The organism is Marinimicrobium sp. ARAG 43.8 (genome assembly GCF_050113635.1).
Classification (GTDB): Bacteria; Pseudomonadota; Gammaproteobacteria; order Pseudomonadales; family Cellvibrionaceae; genus Marinimicrobium.
Genome location: NZ_JBNJLT010000001.1, coordinates 126,239 through 145,355, shown reverse-complemented (window position 1 = coordinate 145,355; position 19,117 = coordinate 126,239). Strand labels below are relative to the sequence as shown.

The 19,117-nt window shown below is 51.7% G+C and carries 12 protein-coding genes and 1 pseudogene; 8 read left to right on the top strand and 5 right to left on the bottom strand.

The window, feature by feature from the left end:
• Positions 1-39 precede the first annotated feature (39 nt).
• The 6 genes from ACQCLF_RS00570 to ACQCLF_RS00545 are packed head-to-tail and all read left to right on the top strand — an operon-like array spanning position 40 to position 9,749.
• Positions 40-1,719 (top strand): sodium:solute symporter family protein, encoded by a 1,680-nt coding sequence (locus tag ACQCLF_RS00570; RefSeq protein WP_426984287.1) that lies wholly within the window; start codon positions 40-42, stop codon positions 1,717-1,719.
• Between the two features lie 56 nt (positions 1,720-1,775).
• Complete coding sequence (locus ACQCLF_RS00565; protein ID WP_426984286.1) at positions 1,776-3,020, top strand: glycoside hydrolase family 117 protein; 1,245 nt, start codon at positions 1,776-1,778, stop codon at positions 3,018-3,020.
• 32 nt (positions 3,021-3,052) lie between these two features.
• Entirely contained in the window at positions 3,053-5,350 is a 2,298-nt protein-coding gene (locus ACQCLF_RS00560) for an FAD-dependent oxidoreductase (protein ID WP_426984285.1), read from the top strand.
• Positions 5,319-5,936, top strand: a complete 618-nt coding sequence (locus tag ACQCLF_RS00555; protein WP_426984284.1) for an RNA polymerase sigma factor — start codon at positions 5,319-5,321, stop codon at positions 5,934-5,936. Before ACQCLF_RS00560 ends, ACQCLF_RS00555 begins: the two co-directional genes overlap by 32 nt.
• A 7-nt stretch (positions 5,937-5,943) precedes the next feature.
• Complete coding sequence (locus ACQCLF_RS00550) at positions 5,944-7,476, top strand: LamG-like jellyroll fold domain-containing protein (RefSeq protein WP_426984283.1); 1,533 nt, start codon at positions 5,944-5,946, stop codon at positions 7,474-7,476.
• A 2-nt stretch (positions 7,477-7,478) separates the two neighbouring features.
• Positions 7,479-9,749 carry an agarase gene (locus ACQCLF_RS00545; protein WP_426984282.1) on the top strand — a complete coding sequence of 757 codons (2,271 nt, stop codon included), beginning with the start codon at positions 7,479-7,481 and terminating at the stop codon, positions 9,747-9,749.
• Positions 9,750-10,085: 336 nt separating this feature from the next.
• Here ACQCLF_RS00545 and tnpC read toward each other — a convergent pair.
• The 4 genes and pseudogenes from tnpC to ACQCLF_RS00525 all read right to left on the bottom strand — a co-directional run.
• Positions 10,086-11,706 (bottom strand): annotated as a pseudogene (tnpC, locus tag ACQCLF_RS00540) (IS66 family transposase); the annotation flags it as partial.
• Between the two features lie 73 nt (positions 11,707-11,779).
• A complete protein-coding gene (gene tnpB / locus ACQCLF_RS00535) occupies positions 11,780-12,127 on the bottom strand; it encodes an IS66 family insertion sequence element accessory protein TnpB (RefSeq protein WP_426984280.1) in 348 nt (115 codons plus the stop codon).
• The gene (gene tnpA, locus ACQCLF_RS00530) at positions 12,127-12,426 is read right to left on the bottom strand and encodes an IS66 family insertion sequence element accessory protein TnpA (RefSeq protein ID WP_426984279.1); all 300 of its coding nucleotides are present in this window, start codon (positions 12,424-12,426) and stop codon (positions 12,127-12,129) included. The genes tnpB and tnpA overlap by 1 nt, the downstream gene beginning before the upstream one ends.
• Before the next feature lie 485 nt (positions 12,427-12,911).
• Positions 12,912-13,136 carry a hypothetical protein gene (locus tag ACQCLF_RS00525; RefSeq protein WP_426984278.1) on the bottom strand — a complete coding sequence of 75 codons (225 nt, stop codon included), beginning with the start codon at positions 13,134-13,136 and terminating at the stop codon, positions 12,912-12,914.
• On the opposite strand from ACQCLF_RS00525, the gene ACQCLF_RS00520 reads away from it, so the two are divergent.
• Together ACQCLF_RS00520 and ACQCLF_RS00515 are read left to right on the top strand one after the other, a co-directional pair.
• Positions 13,135-16,176 (top strand): Ig-like domain-containing protein, encoded by a 3,042-nt coding sequence (locus ACQCLF_RS00520; RefSeq protein WP_426984277.1) that lies wholly within the window; start codon positions 13,135-13,137, stop codon positions 16,174-16,176. The genes ACQCLF_RS00525 and ACQCLF_RS00520 overlap by 2 nt on opposite strands.
• Positions 16,177-16,625: 449 nt before the next feature.
• Positions 16,626-18,872 (top strand): tetratricopeptide repeat protein, encoded by a 2,247-nt coding sequence (locus tag ACQCLF_RS00515; protein ID WP_426984276.1) that lies wholly within the window; start codon positions 16,626-16,628, stop codon positions 18,870-18,872.
• Here the strand turns inward: ACQCLF_RS00515 and ACQCLF_RS00510 are convergent.
• A complete protein-coding gene (locus ACQCLF_RS00510; protein ID WP_426984274.1) occupies positions 18,858-18,992 on the bottom strand; it encodes a hypothetical protein in 135 nt (44 codons plus the stop codon). The two genes, ACQCLF_RS00515 and ACQCLF_RS00510, sit on opposite strands and share 15 nt — an antisense overlap.
• Positions 18,993-19,117 lie beyond the last annotated feature (125 nt).

Genomic DNA, 19,117 nt, shown 5'->3' with positions numbered 1-19,117 from the left:
TTCGGTCTGGTAACCCATCAACTAAAAGTAAAATTTAGTATGAATTTTGTAGATGTTGGCGTTATTGGCGTTTTTACTCTTTTGGTCCTGATTTGCGGGATGAGCTTTTCCAGGGCTGGAAAGAACATGACAAGCTTTTATGCCGCCGGTGGGGCGCTCCCATGGTGGATGAGTGGTCTATCGCTTTTTATGAGTTTTTTCTCATCTGGAACTTTTGTTACATGGGGTTCAATTGCCTATAGTCAAGGACTTGTCGCCATTACCATCCAGTGGACCATGGCGGTTGCCGGGTTGCTCGTGGGGCTTTACATCGCCCCTCGTTGGAATCGCACCAAAGTGCTAACGGCATCGCAGTATGTTAGAGATCGATTGGGTGCACCGGTTCAGAAAACGTATACTTACATTCTGTTGCTGATTGGCAGCTTTTCAACGGGCGCATTTCTCTACCCGGTTGCCAAGATTGTGGAAGTGAGTACCGGCATTCCCTTGTCCCTAAGTATCTTTATTCTCGGTAGTGTAATTTTGGTATACACCGCTGTAGGAGGGCTGTGGGCTGTTGTTGTTACGGATATTTTGCAGTTTGCGGTTCTTACAGCTGCGGTCATTGTTGTGGTTCCTCTTTCGTTGAAGGCGGTAGGTGGATTCAATGAATTTATCGAGCGATCACCGGAGGGTTTCTTCAATCTGGTAAGTGGCGATTATAGCTGGACGTTTATTTTTGTGTTTGGTCTCTACAATCTTTTCTTTGTTGCGGGTAATTGGCCCTATGTACAGCGCTATACATCAGTTTCATCTCCGCGTGACGCCAAGAAAGTAGGCCTGCTCTTTGGTGCACTGTATTTTGTAAGCCCAGTTATCTGGATGCTTCCCCCGATGATCTATCGGGTTATCAATCCCGATTTGAACGGTTTGGATAATGAGGGTGCCTACCTTCTTATCTGCAAGGAAGTACTGCCGGTCGGTATGTTGGGTTTGATGCTGGGGGCTATGATTTTTGCAACATCAAGTTCCGTGAATACAGCCATCAACCTGTTTTCGGGGGTCATTGCGAATGATGTTTACAAGAACTTAAGACCGAAATCATCTGAAAAAAACTTGGTTCGTGTTGGAAGACTGGCAACTGTTGTGCTGGGAATGATCACTATCGGGGTCGCGCTATTGATTCCCCATATGGGGGGGATCGTCTCTTTTGTATTTACTTTAGCGGCGATGACAGGTGGCGCACTTTTTCTCCCCCCGGTTTGGGCGTTGTTTTCAAAGTACCAGAGAGGCGAGCTGTTGTTGGGTGTCTCCTTGGTGACACTCACGGTCAACGGGTTTCTGAAATTCGCGGCTCCTGCGCTTTGGGGGTTAAGCCTTGACCGTGAAGCAGAGACCGTCGTTGGTATTGGCCTGCCCGTCATTTTGTTGGGCTTGACAGAGATCTATGCTCGAATCAAACACAAAGATGCCCATCAGTACAAAGCTTACAGGGAGATCGAAAAGTCCAGACAAGAGGCCGATAGCTCTATAAGTCAAGAGACCCACTCAGAGGATAACCGGTGGGGGAACAAGGTGGTGTCTCTGGGGGTTGCCGCTACCGGCTGCATCATGCTGGGTTTGTCGCTTATCGCAAATGAGAGTGGCGCCCTGGTCGCTTCAATAGGTGGCGCTATCATCCTTCTCGGAATTTGGGGGTATAGGGCCGGGACTTCACCGCCGGGGCCCGCTGGTCGATGATATAGGCTTGAGTCTGTTGTTGATAATGTGGGTAGATTTTCTAGTTGGAGTTTTGTATGTCTGTTGAGAACAGTCAAAAAACCAAAGGTTTTCCCTGGGATATTCCCAGAACCCGACCTGATAGGCCGTTGAGTCGAGCAATGGAGCGGTTATACTCAAACTATCCAACCCCTAGGCCGGAGGATAATCCGTTGTTTACCAGCTTTAAGTACACGCGGATTACGGGTTTTGATTATGGCCTTGAGGATGGGAGAGTGTCTCGGCGGGATCCGTCCAAAATCATCTGTGACAACGGTAAGTACTATGTCTGGTACACCAAGCGAGACACGATCTCTCCACCGAGTGGCGCTGAGTTTTGCTCTGACGACATCCCTTCAACAGACTGGGATCTAAGCGACATCTGGTATGCCACCTCGCTGGATGGATTTCATTGGGAGGAGCAGGGCATTGCGGTGCCAAGGCCAAACAAGCCCAAGCCTGGCTGGCGTTCGGTTTCTACGCCGGACATACTCCTCTGGAAAGGGAAGTACTATCTGTACTACCAGGCGTTTGAAGAGCCCAGTGGCCTAAAAGGCGACCATTGCCCCGTTAGTGTTTCGTCAGCGGATTCCCCAGACGGGCCATGGACTCCGTGCGCTGATGCCGTTATTCCGAATGGTGCTCCCGGTGAATGGGATCAATATTCGATACACGACCCTTATCCGATTGTGATTAATGGAAAAATCTATGTGTACTATAAAGCGGCATTTGGCGACAAACCGGACTGCTTGGTCGGGAATGGCGTTGCGATTGCTGACGATCCGCTAGGGCCCTTTGTGAAACATCCATTGAATCCAGTGTTGAACTCTGGCCATGAAACCACCGTATTTCGTTTTGGCAACGGCGTTGCGGCCTTTGCGATAAGGAACGGAATCGAAAGTAATACCATTCAATACTCTCCGGATGGCATTAATTTTGATATTGCGGCGGTAACATCGCTGATGCCTGTGGGTGCCGGTCCTTACATACCGGATGTTTTTATTAGTGAAGGCCAAGGAAAAGGGTTTACCTGGGGTTTGGCACATTTTTGTGATCACGACAAGCCCGATAGAAAGTTCAGTTTTTTGGGGCGGTTTGATTGTGACTTGAGAAACAAATTTCCGAGGTCGAACATAGCCAATAATACTGAGATTAAATGGGGGCCAGACGCATTCTTTTCCCAGGGGTTATCCGAAGAGATAAAGGCCCTGAGAGCTCGTGAAGCACGAGAAGAAGCGATATCTAAAGAAAATACCAGCAGTGATTCGGTAGAAGACAATTAAATTCGATACAAGCGACGTGATAGAGTAGAAATATGATCCGTGAAGAATTTTGCAAACAAGCGCGCAATAATTACCGTGAAGATGTACACGCGGATGTAGTGGTTGCAGGCGGTGGTTTGGCTGGCGTCTGTGCAGCGATCAATGCCGCTCGAGCGGGCGCAAAAGTCACTCTTGTGCAGGACCGACCGGTGTTGGGTGGCAATGCTTCCAGTGAAGTTCGCCTTTGGGCGTTGGGAGCGACCTCTCATATGGGGAACAACAATCGATATTCAAGAGAAGGTGGGTTGATCAATGAAATAATGCTGGAAAACACTTATCGCAACCCGATGGGTAACCCTCTCATACTGGATACGGTGCTTTTGGACAAAGTCGTCGCCGAAAAGAATATTTCTCTGCTACTAAATACCGCTGTATACCAAGTACATAAATCGATTCCCAGACGAATCGATTACTGCGATGCATTTTGCAGTCAGAATAGTATCCATTACCGCCTAACAGCCGGCGTCTTCATAGATGCAACAGGTGATGGTCTGGTGGCCTTTAATGCTGGTGCCAGTTTTCGAATTGGCGCAGAAGCTCGAGACGAGTTTGGGGAAGGCATGGCGCCGTCTACTGCGAATAAGGATCTATTGGGGCACTCTCTTTTCTTATACAGCAAACGTATGAATCACCCTGTTCACTATAAAGCCCCCGATTTTGCTTACACCCAGGAAGAAATTGGGGCGTTGCCCCGTAGCAAAAACATTCAAAGTGGTGATAGTGGCTGTAAGTTCTGGTGGTTGGAATACGGTGGCATTAAAGATACCGTTTACGAAACAGAGGAGATTAAGTGGGAGCTTTGGAAGATAGTATACGGTATTTGGGACTATATAAAGAATAGTGGCCGCTACGAGGATGTCGAAAATCTGACTCTTGAATGGGTTGGAACCATTCCCGGAAAACGGGAAAGCCGTCGATTCGACGGGGAGTACATGCTAAAACAGCAGGATATCGTCGAACAGCGGGAGTTTGAGGATGCCATAGCACATGGGGGCTGGGCTATCGATTTACATCCTGCCGAGGGAATATACAGCGACAAGCCTCCTTGCTCGCAGTATCATGCAAAGGGGGTTTACCAGATCCCTTTTCGCAGTTATTTGTGCCGGGATATTGATAATTTGCTATTGGCGGGACGTATTATCAGTGCCAGTCACGTAGCCTTTGGCTCCAGTCGCGTTATGGTTACCTGTGCAAACGGAGGCCAAGCCGTAGGCACTGCGGCAGCGATGAGCGTGAAAAACGGTTTCGATCCAAAAGCGATGCTTGATCCACCGTCGATGCAAACACTCCAACAAGAGCTGAACCTGTTGGGGCAAAGTATTCCAGGAATCCCTATTGATAAAAACCTCTGCTTAAGCCGTCAGGCGCTGGTTTCCGCGAGTAGTAGCTATACAAGCACGGATCTTGGGCCTGAACATGGTTGGTTCAATTTAACTGAATCCATCGCGCAGATGCTACCTATGCCGAAAGGGGATTTACCGGTCATTCGTCTGAAGGCTCGAGCTAAACGCGCCACTAAGCTTGAGGTTCATCTCCGAGTCAGTGAAAAACGTCAGAACTTCACACCTGAAAAGATACTGTCCTCAAAAAGTCTGGAAATCGCTGAAGGAGAGACCGATATTGAACTTGATTTTAATGCGCATGTTAAGCAGTGCCAATATGGATTTATCTGTTTCATTGCCAATAAAGATGTCGAGCTGGCGACTACCGATCGGCGACTGAGTGGTACCTGTACCGTTATGCATAAAGAGCATAAGGCTGTGTCGAATACGGGGAAACAGGTCGCTCCTGAGAACAGTGGTATCGATGAATTTGAGATATGGACACCCGCCCGTCGTCCCGGCGGCCATAATCTGGCTTTGCGTTTTTCAAAGCCTCTCCGTCTATACGATCTCGGGTATCTACACAATGGCTATACGCGGCCTTGGGTCAAAAGCAATGCTTGGGTGGCTGATCTAGAAGACCCAGAACCGGCTATACATTATCAATGGGAGAAACCGGTTTGTCTTACCAAACTTCGCTTGTTCTTTGATTGTGACTATGATCATGCGTTGGAAACCGTCCTTATGGAGCATCCAGAACACATTATGCCGTTCTGTGTGCAGCGCTATAAGATTCTCGATGACAAGGGTGATGTGGTTTACGAGTGCAACGAAAACCACCAGGGGGTGAATGTTGTGGAGTTTTCCACACCGCTGGAGACCAAGGAGTTAACATTGCGCCTAGCGCACCCCTCTGACCTGGTGCCGGCAGCACTTTTTGAAGTACACCTTGAAGGTGTACGGGAATAAAGGTGTGGTGGGCATGGGCCTGGCAAGCATCACCAAGCAGCGCGACGCTGACCGTGTCATTAGCTGGGTTGATCAGGCGCGCCGTGGTGATGTGCAGGCTTTTGAGTGGTTGGTTCGTCATTATCAGGATCGCCTTCGGAGCTATCTGGCGCAACGCACTGACCACAGCCGGGACGTTGACGACTTGGCTCAGGAGACCTTTGTGGTGGCCTGGAGAAAGCTGCATTCTCTGGAAGAGCCTGCCGCATTCAGCGGGTGGCTGGTGACCATTGCCAAGAATCTCTTGCGTAACCATCAGCGTAAGCAGGCTCGAGTCGAGCCAACCGAGCCAGAGCACTTGGCGCAGTTGCTTGATAGAGACCCAGAGGACGGATCGGACCTAGAAGATGAAGCTACGCTGAGCGTGTTGCGTCAGTGTTTACTGAAACTTAGCCATGAGGCACAGCGTACAATTCGATTGTACTACGGGGAAGGGTACAGCTTGCACGAATTGCGGGACGCACTGGGCATACGCCACTCGACGTTGACGATGCGGCTCAATCGCTATCGTCAAAAGCTGCGAGCGTGCATCAATAGAGGTTTCTAAGGCTGCCATGAATTCGAATGATTCCGAGCTAATAGAACGTTATCTTCAAGGAGACCCTGGTGCCCGGAGGCAGTTGCTTGCGCGCGTTCAAGGTGATGAGACACTAGAAATCCATTTGAGACAACAAGTCCGGCTGCACCGTTTGCTGAAGCACACGGTTCATGCGAAATCCGGGCAAAGCTTTGTCGCTGGCGTTATCCAGGAGGTTCAGCGAGGAAAGTCTTCAACGCGTTCATCGCGCTGGCTAATCTCAGCGGTTGCAATCTCTTTTAGCATTGTCTGTGCGCTCTTTATCGGCATCTTAAATTCGCATCAACAGGCAACGGCGGTGGGCAGCATCAGCAAATTGGCTGGCACAGAATCCCACTTGAGGCCTGGACAGAGTATTGCGACAGGAAACTTTCACCTATCGACCGGCTATGCGGAAATTTCTCTCACCAACGGGGTCGTGCTGTTGCTCGAATCGCCCGCGCGCCTGAAATTCGAGAACGCCGATAGGGTTTTGTTGACGGAGGGAGCCTTGGTGGCGAAAGTACCTCCTGAAGCTATCGGTTTTTCAGTTGATACGCCGACTTCCAACATTGTGGATTTGGGAACCGAGTTCGGTGTCACAGTGGACGGCTCCGGATCGTCTCAGGTTCACGTGTTGGAGGGGGAGGTGAAAGTCAAACTCCCCCACGCAACTGAGTATGAGAACCTCTATCAGAACGATGCGAGAGCATTTGATATTGGCCGCCAGGTTGAGGTGATTGAGAGCCTCCCGAACCGATTTATGCGAACGTTGCCCGGGCGCCGATATCGGGATCCTCATTACTTGCATTGGGATTTTGACAATGTTGACGGACGTTTTGATTGTAAAGGACCTGGCATTGACGATCAGTGCTTTCCCGCGATGCCTCGCACCTTAGGTGTTGATGGCCCCCATACCATATCCGGAGTGTTTAACAATGCCGTGTATTTTGACGGATCCAGTCAGTGGCTGAGTACCGAGTTTCCTGGGATTGGCGGTAGCAAACCTCGCACCGTGGCATTCTGGGTGAGAGTTCCAGAGAACTTTGAGCCGCATCAGGGGTTTGGGATCCTGAGCTGGGGGCTTTCGGATAAGCTGTCAGCCTGGCAGATATCTGTCAACCCTCTGGAAGTCAGTGGCCCTCTTGGACGCATTCGTATCGGTACAAATGAGGCCGAGATTGTGGGGACCACCGATCTTCGTGATGGCCGTTGGCATCACGTTGCCATCGTGCTCTTCGGGGGAGATAACGCGGATCTGTCTACCCATGTTTTGATGTATATAGATGGAAAGCTTGAACGAAGCTCCGATAAGTCCATTGCGCGAGTCTTTACCGATTTGAGCCACCCAAAATCAAAACCACTGATGATGGGAAGAAATATCGCTTTTGATGACCTTAACAACACAGAGAAAGTCAATCGATTCTTTAGAGGGGCGGTCGATGAGGTTTTCATATTTGATACCGCTTTGACCCAGCAGGACATTGTTAAGCTAATGCGAACTAACACAATCTCTCAAAGCAAGAGGTAGTAATGAAATCACTCATTCCCGTGGGCCTAGCCCTATCAGCCAGTTTAATCGCTGCTTGCAGCCAAGTAGAAGTTAAGACTTCCAAAGAGAGAATGTTGCTGGACTTCTCGGAAGCATCGGATGTCACTCAAATTATCCCGTTGGAGGCGAGTGTCACCCATGGTGAGTTGGACGGTAGCGCTGCTGAGATTCACCTACATTCTTCGGAGAGCCATATCTCGGGTTTTACAGTGAGACCTAATACTCCATGGGACCTGAGCGACTTCGACAATGTTTCACTCGTATTTGATCTTGCCAACCCTAGAGACGAATCGGTCAGTATGTACGTTAGCACGACAGACGTGCATGGCGATTTTCAAATGCGTAGTTTTGCTGTTCCCGCGAACTCCAGCCAGCAGTACTCGATTGATGTGGACGTTCCTGAGCTGGAGATCGAAACCGGCATACGATCAAACCCCGAAAGTTGGAAGAACGATTACCAGGCGTTGATCTGGAGAGGGGGAACGAAACAGATCGACACTTCTGCTATTGAGGGTATTCGTTTTGATGTGCGAGGAGCGCTGAGCGACAAAACGCTTGTTATTGATAATGTGAGGGCGGTGGAGCCCCAAGCGTTTAATGATAATTATCTCACCGGTCTTGTGGATAAGTTCGGGCAGAACGCAAAAAAGGACTTTTCTCAAAAAGTACATAGTGTCGATGATCTGATTCGAGCCTCCTCCGCCGAAAAAAGTGAGTTTAAAGATTCGCCTGCCTATGAGCGGTCACGGTTTCATGGCTGGAGCGCCGGCCCGAAGCTAAGCGGCACTGGATTTTACAGAGTGGAAAAGTATCAGGGGCAGTGGACACTGGTTGATCCAGAGGGTTACCTGTTTTTCTCCAATGGTATCGCCAATGTTCGCATGGCTAACACCTCAACAATGACTGGTTATGATTTCGAACATTCGTTGATACCCGAGCGAGACTCGAATGATTTTACGCCAGAGGACTCCCTTGGTCTGAATCGAGCGCCTCGAAAGGCATGGGATACGCGTTTTGTTCGGTCGCCGTTGCGTGCGGATATGTTTACGTGGTTGCCAGGTTATGATGATCCGTTGGGTAAGCACTTTGGCTATCGTCGAGAGGTGCACTCAGGGGCGATGGAGCGAGGCGAAACCTATAGCTTTTACCGAGCTAATCTCTCAAGAAAGTATCAGTCTAATGACATTGATGCTGTCATGACGCAATGGCGAAAGACCACCATAAGCCGTATGGAAAATTGGGGCTTTACATCGTTTGGAAACTGGGTCGACCCCGGGTTCTATGAGATGAAGAACTACCCCTATTTTGCCAACGGTTGGATTATCGGAGACTTTAAAACGGTTTCAAGTGGCAACGATTACTGGGGCGCATTGCCAGATCCGTTCGATCCCAGGTTCAAAGACCGCGCTTACGCTACGGTGCAGCAGATCAGGGAAGAAGTGAACAACAGCCCGTGGTGCGTCGGTGTTTTTATCGATAATGAAATGAGTTGGGGCATTATGGGGTCAGTAGAATCTCAGTATGGACTCGTGTTGAACACTCTGGCACGTCCTTCTGACGAAAGCCCTAGTAAAGCGGCGTTTGTGCAGCAGTTAAGAAAACAGTACCCACACATTGAAGCTTTAAATCAGTCTTGGGACCTATCACTCAAAAACTGGGAAGAGCTGGAAGAGGGGGTTTCGCTCAAAGAGTTCACTGACGCTACGGTGGAAGACCTCGCAGCGTTGCTGGAGCTTTATGCCTCTGAGTACTTCCGTATTGTAGGTGAGGCCATGGATGAGCTTATGCCAAACCATCTGTATATGGGGGCAAGGTTTGCGGATTGGGCCATGACGCCGGAGGTACGGCATGCCGCCGCTAAGCATGTGGATGTCATGAGCTACAATTACTACCGGGAGGCCGTTAGCGATGTATTTTGGGACTTCTTGAGTGATTTGGACATGCCCAGCATTATCGGAGAATTCCACAATGGAGCGTTGGACTCCGGAATGCTCAATCCTGGATTGATTCACGCGGAGTCTCAGGAAGATAGAGGGGTTAAATATCAGAAGTATGTCAACAGTGTGATCGATAACCCATACTTCGTCGGAGTACATTGGTTCCAGTATATTGATTCGCCTTTGACGGGTAGGGCGTATGACGGTGAAAACTATAATGTCGGCTTTGTCAGTGTGACTGATATCCCCTATACACCATTGGTCGAAGCTGCGAAGGAGGTTAACCGCAGTCTGTATCGGCGACGTTTTGAGTAATAAGTCGGCGCCATGAACAATAGAAGTATCGCTGGTGCTAGCTGCACCAGCGAAGGAGCAAGCAATAGCGTGCCAATAACCATGGGAGGTAGCTTAAGGTAGTAAAGCAGACTTTCCATATAGTGATACTATCCTATAAAACTTCAAAGAAAGTCACAATTTTGAACGGTCGCGAACAGACCCTGCGGGTATCCGGCTAGAGCTTTACGGTTTCTTTGGTTGTGTGACGAAAGAGGCTGTGGTTAAATTACGGTATATTGTCAACAATAACCAGCTCAGTCGAGGTATCAATGATTCAATTCAGCCGCTGTTGCAGCGCTGTTCCTACGTAACCGTTCATTCAGAGACGTGGTTGACGGTCCTGTAGAGGTCTGATCGAAGCGGCTGATCGGCGAAGGTGTCCTTCCACAGCCGGGGTGTCAGCTCTTCCACTCGGCTGGCCGGGTGCTCGCTGATTCGAAGCAGTACGTCGGTCAGATAGGTGTAGGCATTGATCCCATGCAGCTTACAGGTGCTGATCAAGCTCTGGATAATGCCCACATGCTCCGCCCCGATTTCGGTCCAGCAGAACATCCAGTTCTTCCGTCCCATCGGGATGGACCGCAGCGTTCGCTCCAGGTGGTTGGTGTCGAGCGGTACGGCCGGATCTTCAAGGAACACACGCAGCGCCTGTTCACGGTTCAAGAGATAATTCAGTGCTCGGGTAAACGGCTGCTTCGGGGTCAGGTTGTTGCGTTGCAACTGTTGATTGCACCACTGGTACAGTTGGTCGACTACCGGTTTGCTATACGTCAGTCGGTGCTCTCGTAAGGCATCTTCTTTAAAAGCCTTTTCCGCCGCTTCGGTTTCTAGCTGGTAGAGTTGACGGATTAACGATAACGCCTCGACGACGGCCTCCGGCTCATCGTTCTCCGCTTCGATAAACTGTCGGCGCGTATACGTCCAGCACTGGGCATGAGTGACGCCTTCACACTGTTCGGCATAGCGGGCATAAGCGGCGTAACCGTCGCTGAGTAAGGTACCTTCGAACGCGCTCTTGAGCGTGTTCTCAATATGCTGGCGTCCCCGGCTGGCCGAGTAGGTAAACACCACCTCGTGCTGATCCCCATACAGGGGCCAGAACCACGCCTGTTTCATTTTTCCTTTTCCGGATTTTCCGGCTTTGATCGGGACTACTCGTCTCATCCTGAGACTCGCCCTAACGGGCCAGCCTTCGGCTGTTCAAATTCGTTCCTGACGAATTTGTCGTCCATCGCCAACACTTTGCTACGCAACACGTTATCCATCTGTGCCTGAACGATGGGCGCAGTAACTCGATGGCCCGTTTGCTCACGTTGGTCAGTGTGGCGCGGCTGAGTGTGACCCCCGCGTTCTGGATGCGCTGGTGCTGGCGATACAACGGCAAGTGGTACTGGAACTTGTCCACCAACAGGCCCACCAGCAGACTGACATCGGCGAGGCTGCGCTCCAGAACATTGTCCGGGGCCGGACAGGACTCAGGTTTTTCCTGGTCTTTGCGCTTGAGCACCGGGCGGTTGTACTGCAGCACGACGTAGCTGGCCGGGCGCTGAGCCAAGCGATACACGGTTTTGATGCCAATGATCTCGTACTGATCCGCCTCAGGACCAGACAGCTCCGGGGGCTGCTGGTCGATCACCTCCACCGGCACGTCGTCATTGAAGCGCAGCCCGGCATCGTTTACGCAGTCATCGGGGCGCTGCTTTTTGCCGGTGCTACGCTGGTATGTGACGGTGGTCTTCTCGCCTTCAGGGGCGAGTGGTTTGGTCGTCTCGCCCAGATCCAGGCCAGGCTGATGCGGGTTGTCCACCGGACGCTTCTCGGACTTCTGACCGAACAGTTGTTTTTCGAACCAGCGAAGGCGCTGCTCGAAGGACGCCAACTGTTCTTTCTGGCGTGCATTCTCTTCGCGCAGCGCACGGTTTTCCTCTCGGTAGGAGAGCAAAGACGCATCAGTATTGAGTGGGTTGTTGTCGACCGTTTCCATACGGGGGATTATACCAGCCAAGCCCTTAGGCCGCATGCCGATAGCGCTTGTACTGGCGGTGTTTTTGCACTTCGATGCCGTCCAGCAACAACTGCAAATCGGTCCAGGTTAAGCAGCGCTTCCCGGTTGCTGACGTGCGCACCTGGAACTGGCCTTGTTCCAGGCGCTTGCTCCACACGCAGTAGCCCGACGGCTCGAAGTACAAGACCTTCATCATCGTCTTGCGTCGATTGACGAACACGAAGTAATGGCCACTCAACGGGTCCTGCTCCAGATGGCTTTTTACCAGAGCACTCAAGCCGTTGTAGGATTTACGCATATCCGTGGCTTCGGTGCACAACCAGATCCGCGCTTGTTGGCTGGGAACGAACATCAGCGTTGACTCAGCGTGAGCTCAACCCCGCCACCGAGGCTCAAGACGATGTGCCAACCGCCAGGCTCAGACGCCCCGAGTGATGCCAGGTCGATAAACGAGGGCTCCGGGGATGAAGTTTCATCAGCTGTGGCTTTCTCATCCGATGGGGCAAGACGCCTTTTCCATTGGCAGAAACTGGCGTAGCCCAACGCCTGTTCTTTGCAAAACTGTTTGGCGGACTGGCCACTCTGCAGCCATTGATCGACCAGGGACTGCCATTGCTCAGTGCTGCGACGGGGTGTGTAGGTGTTGGTCATGATCTGCCTCCTCAATGAATGAGAGGCTATGCTATCGCGCGATATTCAGGCTGGGTAGAACGCTGTAGAATGAACGCTTACATTTGAGCACATATGTATCGGGCACGAAACTATTCCTAAAGCTCGTACAAGAGCCAATAGGTCCATCTCTCTTTCCTAAATTCTACGACAATCTACGCTACATATAATTGTAGTTCCTCCTGGGGTTTACCCAAAGTAATCTCACTACCATGCCTCTCGTCGTTGGTGGGAGCTGTACCAACGACTAGGGCCTTGGGAGTTCAGGTATCTAGGGTAAACCCTGGGAGATCGACCACTAGTAACAAGTATTACAATAATATATATCTAACGCAGAACAATAGAAAGCAAAGGTGTAACTATTGGCTTTTAAGTGAATTTTGGGTGACAGTTGCGTGCCCGATACATATGTGCTCAAATAACAATTGATTGTCAACAATAAGCACAATAGTTGAGGTGTCTATGATTCAAATACGCCGATTTTCCAGCGTTTTCCCCACGAAGCTGGCTGCCCTGGTGGTGGTCAGCACAATGATTGTTTCCTGCGGAGGTAATGGGTCTGACGACCCCGAGTCCCCTGGCTCCAGTAGTAGCTCAAGCGTCTCGTCCAGCTCTTCGATGTCTTCTTCAAACGTGTCATCGAGCGCTTCTTCAAGCGAGACATCCAGCGTATCCTCAAGTGCGTCATCCATGTCCTCTTCAAGTGCCGCTGCCAGCGATCCGGTTGTTTCTGTGTCATCTGACTATGAAATGTCGTACTCCGTGGTAGGGGACTTGGTCAAACAGGTGGTGCTCGACGTTTCTATTGAGTCGGGTTATGCACACATCAGCGTCCTATCCGGTGAAAACCGCCTGGTGGACAACATGAATATCCCCAGCGCCGGCACTCATCAGCTGACGGCCCTGGTTGAATTTGAGTCTGCCGGTGATAAAACGCTGACCTTGACGGTGCGTGGTGAGCCCGTGACGCTTCATGGTATTGAGTTCCGGGACTCTGCAGTGGAGTCATTATCCCTGTTTGCTGATATTACGAGTGATATCGGCATGGAAACCGAGGAGACCTTGAAGTACGGCGGTCCAACGGTCGCAGACCTCAACAATGACGGCCACTATGACATGGTGCTGAACAACCACAATGTTATTCCGGCACAAGTCTATTGGAACAACGGTGATTCAACGGTTACGGAGCAGGCTGAACCTTTGTTTTCCTGGCCGCCGGACCTTCATGGTACAGCGGCTGGTGATTACGACAATGACGGCGACCTGGACCTGTTAATTACCAGGGGTGGTGGCAATGGCACCAATCCTGCTCCGCCGTTTCTGATGCGCAATGACGGGGGAACCTTTACCCGAGTCGAAGACGTCGCTGGCATCACCAAAGGTGCACGGGGCCGCGCGGCACGCTGGATCGATATGGATCTGGATGGTGATCTGGATCTGGCGCTGATCAACGCCGCTGGCATCAATGGTGATGATGGCGAGCAACACATTTTCTATAGGAACCTCGGAGATGGCTCCTTCGAACCGGTGAGAATTCCGGGTATCGAAAATGCCAACGCCGAGCGTGTGCTGGTGCTTGACTTTAACCGCGACGGAATTGACGATCTTTTACTGTTTTCCCCTACGTCTCTCTGGCAGGGCAATGGTGACTTCACTTTTACAGATGTGACCTCGAGTTGGCTTCCAGACTCTGCTCGCAGTGTGCACCAAGTGCAAGCAGCCGCTGCTGTAGATATCAACAACAATGGGAACTACGACGTTTACCTTGCTCGAGGAAAACCTTACTACCAAATGTCCAATAAGTCCTTGGATTTTGACCCTAAGACTCAGCAGCTGGACTTTGACGACGAAGGCAACGCGGGGATCACCGAGCTCTCATTCACCGCTCCCGGCGCTGTTGAACTGAACGAGCTGGATTTGACTTACCGCGGGTACGATGGCGATTTCCCGGTATTTCTGGGCTCCGCTAAAACCCCAGAGATAGTGGACTTCGAAAGCGCTCTCGAAATCTCCCCTCGCGATGCTGATGGCTGGCCCGAAGAGCGGACTGAAAATGGCATTTATATTGGTCACACGGGAGGCGGCAATTGGCGCCTTGAGACGGTTCGAAACCAGGATGTGTACTGGAAAGTCGACTTTACCCTGAAGGGCGTCTCCTCCGTGGACACCAGCTGGGAGCCGAACAACCGCAACGTGCAGGATCTCCTGTTGATCAACGAGGGCGATCATTTTGTCGAAGCCGGCGAAGAGTGGGGTATTCCTAGAGGGGGCAACCACTGGGGGGTCACTCATGGAGACTTTAACAACGACGGTTATAGCGACCTTTACGTCTACCGCTACGGTTTCATGAAGCAACCGGTCGCCGACTACCTTCTGCTTAACAATGGCGGTAGCGGGTTTAGCACCACTACTATGCACAACGCCTTTGACCCGAATGATGGCGGGCACAGTGATATGGGCCAGGCATTCGACTTCGACCTGGATGGTGGTGTTGATATGCTCAACGGCTCGGATGAGTATGGTAAGTGGTACCTTTATAAAAACCGCAAGGTGGATACTGGTAACTACGTCCTAATTCAGGTGGGCTATAGCCCCTTGGCGGGAATTGACCCCATATCGGCGGAAGTCGTTGTGGAAACACCCTCGAATACCTACGTGAAGCGCGTTGCCTCGGCAGGTGAGGTCTTTTCACAGAGCGTGTTGAACACCGTGCACTTTGGTCTTGGGGATATGCAGACCATCACTTCTGTCTCCGTTCGCTGGCGCAATGGTGAATCAATTTCTAGTGATGAGGTGACGGTTAATACTCTCTTTAAGACTGATGACGCGGAGCTGCCGGCACCGGATTCAATTACTCTGACGCCGAATCCGCTCACCGTTAGGGAAGGGACATCAGAGCAGCTGAATGTTGAGCTCGACCCGCCAAACGCAGACCCGTCTATGACGTGGACATCCAGCGATGACGCTGTTGCCAGTGTCGATGCCAGTGGCCTGGTTACAGGACACCAAGCCGGCGCAAGTGCGACAATTACCGCCACATCTGATGTTGACGGCACTATGGCTGAAGCCGTGGTTGACGTGACCGAGTATTTCGCCATCCCGGTCGAGGGCGTATCAGTTAATCCTGAGTCAGCGACGGTCTTTGTCGGAACCACTGAAACACTCACCGCAGAAGTCTCCCCGGAAGATGCTGATGACTCTACTGTGGAGTGGACCTCAAGTGACGAGTCTGTTGTGATCGTCAATGCAAGTGGCGTGGTAACCGGGGTAGCTTCCGGTCAAGCCTCAGTGACCGCCACAACCGTCGACGGAGGCTTCTCTGATAGCGCCACTATCGACGTTGAAGAGTATCAAGATCCCAGTGTGGCGTTTGATGACGAGAGCTATTATAAAAACACGACGTTCTATACCAACGAAAACCTGTCGGTCAGTGCCGATTATCATGCTGGTTCAGGGAACACCGTGATCGATTCGAGCTTTGGTGGCTTCCGGTTCATGTTGCGGCACCTTAACGGCTCTTGGGGCGTCGAGAAAGACGTAACCGTCGTGTACTCCGATGCGGTTGGAACGACCTCTGGAACGGCGACCGCGTCTATTCCGCTTGAGGGATTGACGCCAACCTCAGAACTGCCTGAAGGGCACTTCTACTTCCTGTTTGTGCAGTTCTCGTCAAGCGATGGTACAAAGCCTGAAAAAGGGGTATGGCCCATTCAAATAGAGAATGCTCCGTAAACGATAGACTTGGGGCTGCTTTTCGGGTGAGGCTCTACGTTTCACCCGTCCCTCCTCTACAGGCTATGCCCCCCGTTTGGTTAGCCCCCCCCCTCAGCAGTTAAACGAGGGGGAGCAACCGGAAAATCTGAGAATCCATCTGGTTTACTGTCCGCAATTAGGTGACCACTTCACCCGATGTCAGTTGTGGTGAGCTACATCACGGACTGTAGAGCTTTTGATCGCTTTATTTGTTCACTTGTCTATCTCGCCTGAGAGACAGCGTTACATGATTGATTTTGGTGTTAATTTCTACCCTCGGTCTTGCTCCGTAAGGGAACTTTGACCGAAACCTCAGCAAAGCGCCGCTGCAATTAGTAACATCGTAAAGAACCTTTTGTATATCTTTGTCGAGCTGGAGACAAGGCGTGGCGGCTACCGGCGTTAAAGTGAACGGTTGTGCGGGGATCATGTTGTTTAGAATACACCTATTGGCTTCAGTGGTGGTGGCCTATCAGGCGAATGCCGCAGTAGACCCCACTCAGCAGTGCGCCGGCTGCCACGCGGAGCAGGTCAACGAATGGAAAGGCTCCCACCACTACCATGCCATGGGCGTGGCGACGCCTGACACTGCGCTGGGAAACTTCGACAACCAGCGCCTGAACTACAGGGGAAGTGAGGCAACGTTCATAACGCGTGACGGTTCCCTGTTTATCGAGATGCCCAATCGGGCCGGTAAAATGCAGACCTATTCGGTCACCCACACCTTTGGCTATGAGCCCCTCCAACAATACATGTTCACGGAGGGTGCGGGAAAGTATCAGTTTTTTCCCTTTGCCTGGGACAGTCGGCCAAAAACTGAAGGGGGAAAGCGTTGGTTTGTGTTGTTTCCGGAGCAGCAACCTTCGGACCCTTTCCACTGGTCAAATATGGGCCAGAACTGGAACCAGATGTGCGCCAAGTGCCATACCACGGACTACCGGAAAGGCTTTGACCTGGAATCAAGGCGGTATGATTTCAGCTTTTCCTCAATAAACGTCAGTTGTGCGGTCTGCCACGGTAGTAGTGACACCCACCTTGCCTGGGCCGCCGGCGACCAAAAATCCCCGGACAATGGATACGAGAGGCCCATTGGTACAAAAACATCGCTGTTCAGGGAGAACCAAAAAGGTGTTATGCAAGCCATTGCGTCGCTTAAGCCAAGTGGTCAGGTGGAAGTGTGTGCTGGGTGTCACTCCCGCCGTGCCTCATTCAGTAATAGCGAATCCCCGGAGGATTTCTACCACCACATGCAACCCGCCTTGATCACTGAAGACCTTTATCACGCGGACGGGCAAATCTGGGATGAGGTGTATGTGTGGGGGTCATTCAAACAAAGCGCGATGCATGAGGCAGGCGTCACCTGTACCAACTGCCACAACCCTCATTCAGGGCAATTAAAGCGCTCGGGCAACGCCGTATGCACTCAATGCCATACCCAAGAAACCTACGATAGCGAGGGCCATCACGGTCACAAAGTGGATTCCAGGGGAAGCTTCTGTGTGGACTGTCACATGCCGCAAACCACTTATATGCAGGTTGACCCTCGGCGCGACCACGGGTTCAAAGTCCCGCGCCCGGATCTGACACAGAGCGTCGGTACGCCAAACGCCTGTAACGGCTGTCATGAGGAACAGTCTCCGGCCTGGGCGGAAAAACAGATTCGCCAATGGCATCCGGACTCTGCCTACTTGGGAGAGCCGCATTTTGCCTCAGCCTTTCACGCCGCTGACCAGGGCGAGCCGGGTGCGGCGCAGTCGCTGACCAAGCTCGCCCAGGACGGATCTCTACCCGATATCGTCCAAGCGTCGGCCCTGGTACGCTTGCAGCAAACGCCCGGACGAAACGCGGCCGTGGCCATTGTGCGGGCGGTGGAATCCGATGACCCGCTGCAGCGTCGAGCCGCGATAACCGCTGTTGCGCCTTACCCGGAACCGGTCAAGTGGCGCCTGTTGAACGAGCTGCTCGGCGACAACCACAAGCCGATCCGTGTCGCCGCCGCCCGGGAACTGACGCCAATGCTGAGGCAGGCGTTTGCCGAACAAATCAGTGAACAGGATAGGGCTCGGCTGCAAAAGGGGGTGAACGAGTACCGTGAGGTTCAGCGTTATCAGGCGGATCGTGGGGTCTCTCATGTCAACCTGGGGATGGTGGCTCAGCTGCTTGGTCGGATGAATGAGGCAAAAGGCCATTATGAAAACGCGATCGACATAGAGCCCATCTTTATGCCCGGCTATGTCAATCTGGCAGACATCTACCGGATTGAGGGGCAGGAGGACAAGGCGCAAGGGGTGCTCAAGCGAGCGTTGGAGATCAACCCCGAGGCGAGCATTATTCACTATGCAATGGGCATGAGCTATGTCCGTCAGGGGCAAAAATCTGTCGCACAACAATATCTGAAGGCAGCGGCTTCGGTCAAAAATCCGCAGGCCGACCACCTCTATGCGTATGGGCTGTTTTTGCAAGACTCCGGCAATCTTGAGGAGGCTCTGACTGTGCTTAAGGCAGCGTATGAAAAAGCTCCTAATACGGTGACCTACAACCACGCGCTGATGAACCTATATCAACAGCAGCACCGTTATCAGGATGCGTTGCTCCACCTTGAGAAAATGGAGGCGCTTTTGCCGAACAATCCTCAAGTGCACGAGCTAAAGAAAAAACTCTTAAAAAAAGAATAGCCGACACGCATTAATTACGTGTCGGCTGGACTCTTCTGTATCGCAATAGAGCCTTTGGTTGCTGGTGTTGCAGCCCCATTGTTGAATGTTGGCGCCGTTTGCGGAAGAACCCGCACTCAAATCGACACACTTGGCGCTGTGTTTGACTTCGAGAGCGGTGGGGCCAAAGGGGGGGCGTTACCGTACCATTCCCATTGCTTGAGCCGTTGTCGCCTGTGCCCCCGTTACCAGTATCGCCGTTGGTG

Bases quoted from the DNA above. Each gene is read 5' to 3' on its own strand.
- ACQCLF_RS00550 (WP_426984283.1), top strand. From the start codon at position 5,944: ATGAATTCGAATGATTCCGAGCTAATAGAACGTTATCTTCAAGGAGAC.
- tnpA (WP_426984279.1), bottom strand. From the start codon at position 12,426: ATGACCAACACCTACACACCCCGTCGCAGCACTGAGCAATGGCAGTCC.
- ACQCLF_RS00565 (WP_426984286.1), top strand. From the start codon at position 1,776: ATGTCTGTTGAGAACAGTCAAAAAACCAAAGGTTTTCCCTGGGATATT.
- ACQCLF_RS00570 (WP_426984287.1), top strand. From the start codon at position 40: ATGAATTTTGTAGATGTTGGCGTTATTGGCGTTTTTACTCTTTTGGTC.
- tnpB (WP_426984280.1), bottom strand. From the start codon at position 12,127: ATGTTCGTTCCCAGCCAACAAGCGCGGATCTGGTTGTGCACCGAAGCC.
- ACQCLF_RS00525 (WP_426984278.1), bottom strand. From the start codon at position 13,136: ATGGATGACGCACTTGAGGATACGCTGGATGTCTCGCTTGAAGAAGCG.
- ACQCLF_RS00560 (WP_426984285.1), top strand. From the start codon at position 3,053: ATGATCCGTGAAGAATTTTGCAAACAAGCGCGCAATAATTACCGTGAA.
- ACQCLF_RS00520 (WP_426984277.1), top strand. From the start codon at position 13,135: ATGTCCTCTTCAAGTGCCGCTGCCAGCGATCCGGTTGTTTCTGTGTCA.
- ACQCLF_RS00545 (WP_426984282.1), top strand. From the start codon at position 7,479: ATGAAATCACTCATTCCCGTGGGCCTAGCCCTATCAGCCAGTTTAATC.
- ACQCLF_RS00515 (WP_426984276.1), top strand. From the start codon at position 16,626: ATGTTGTTTAGAATACACCTATTGGCTTCAGTGGTGGTGGCCTATCAG.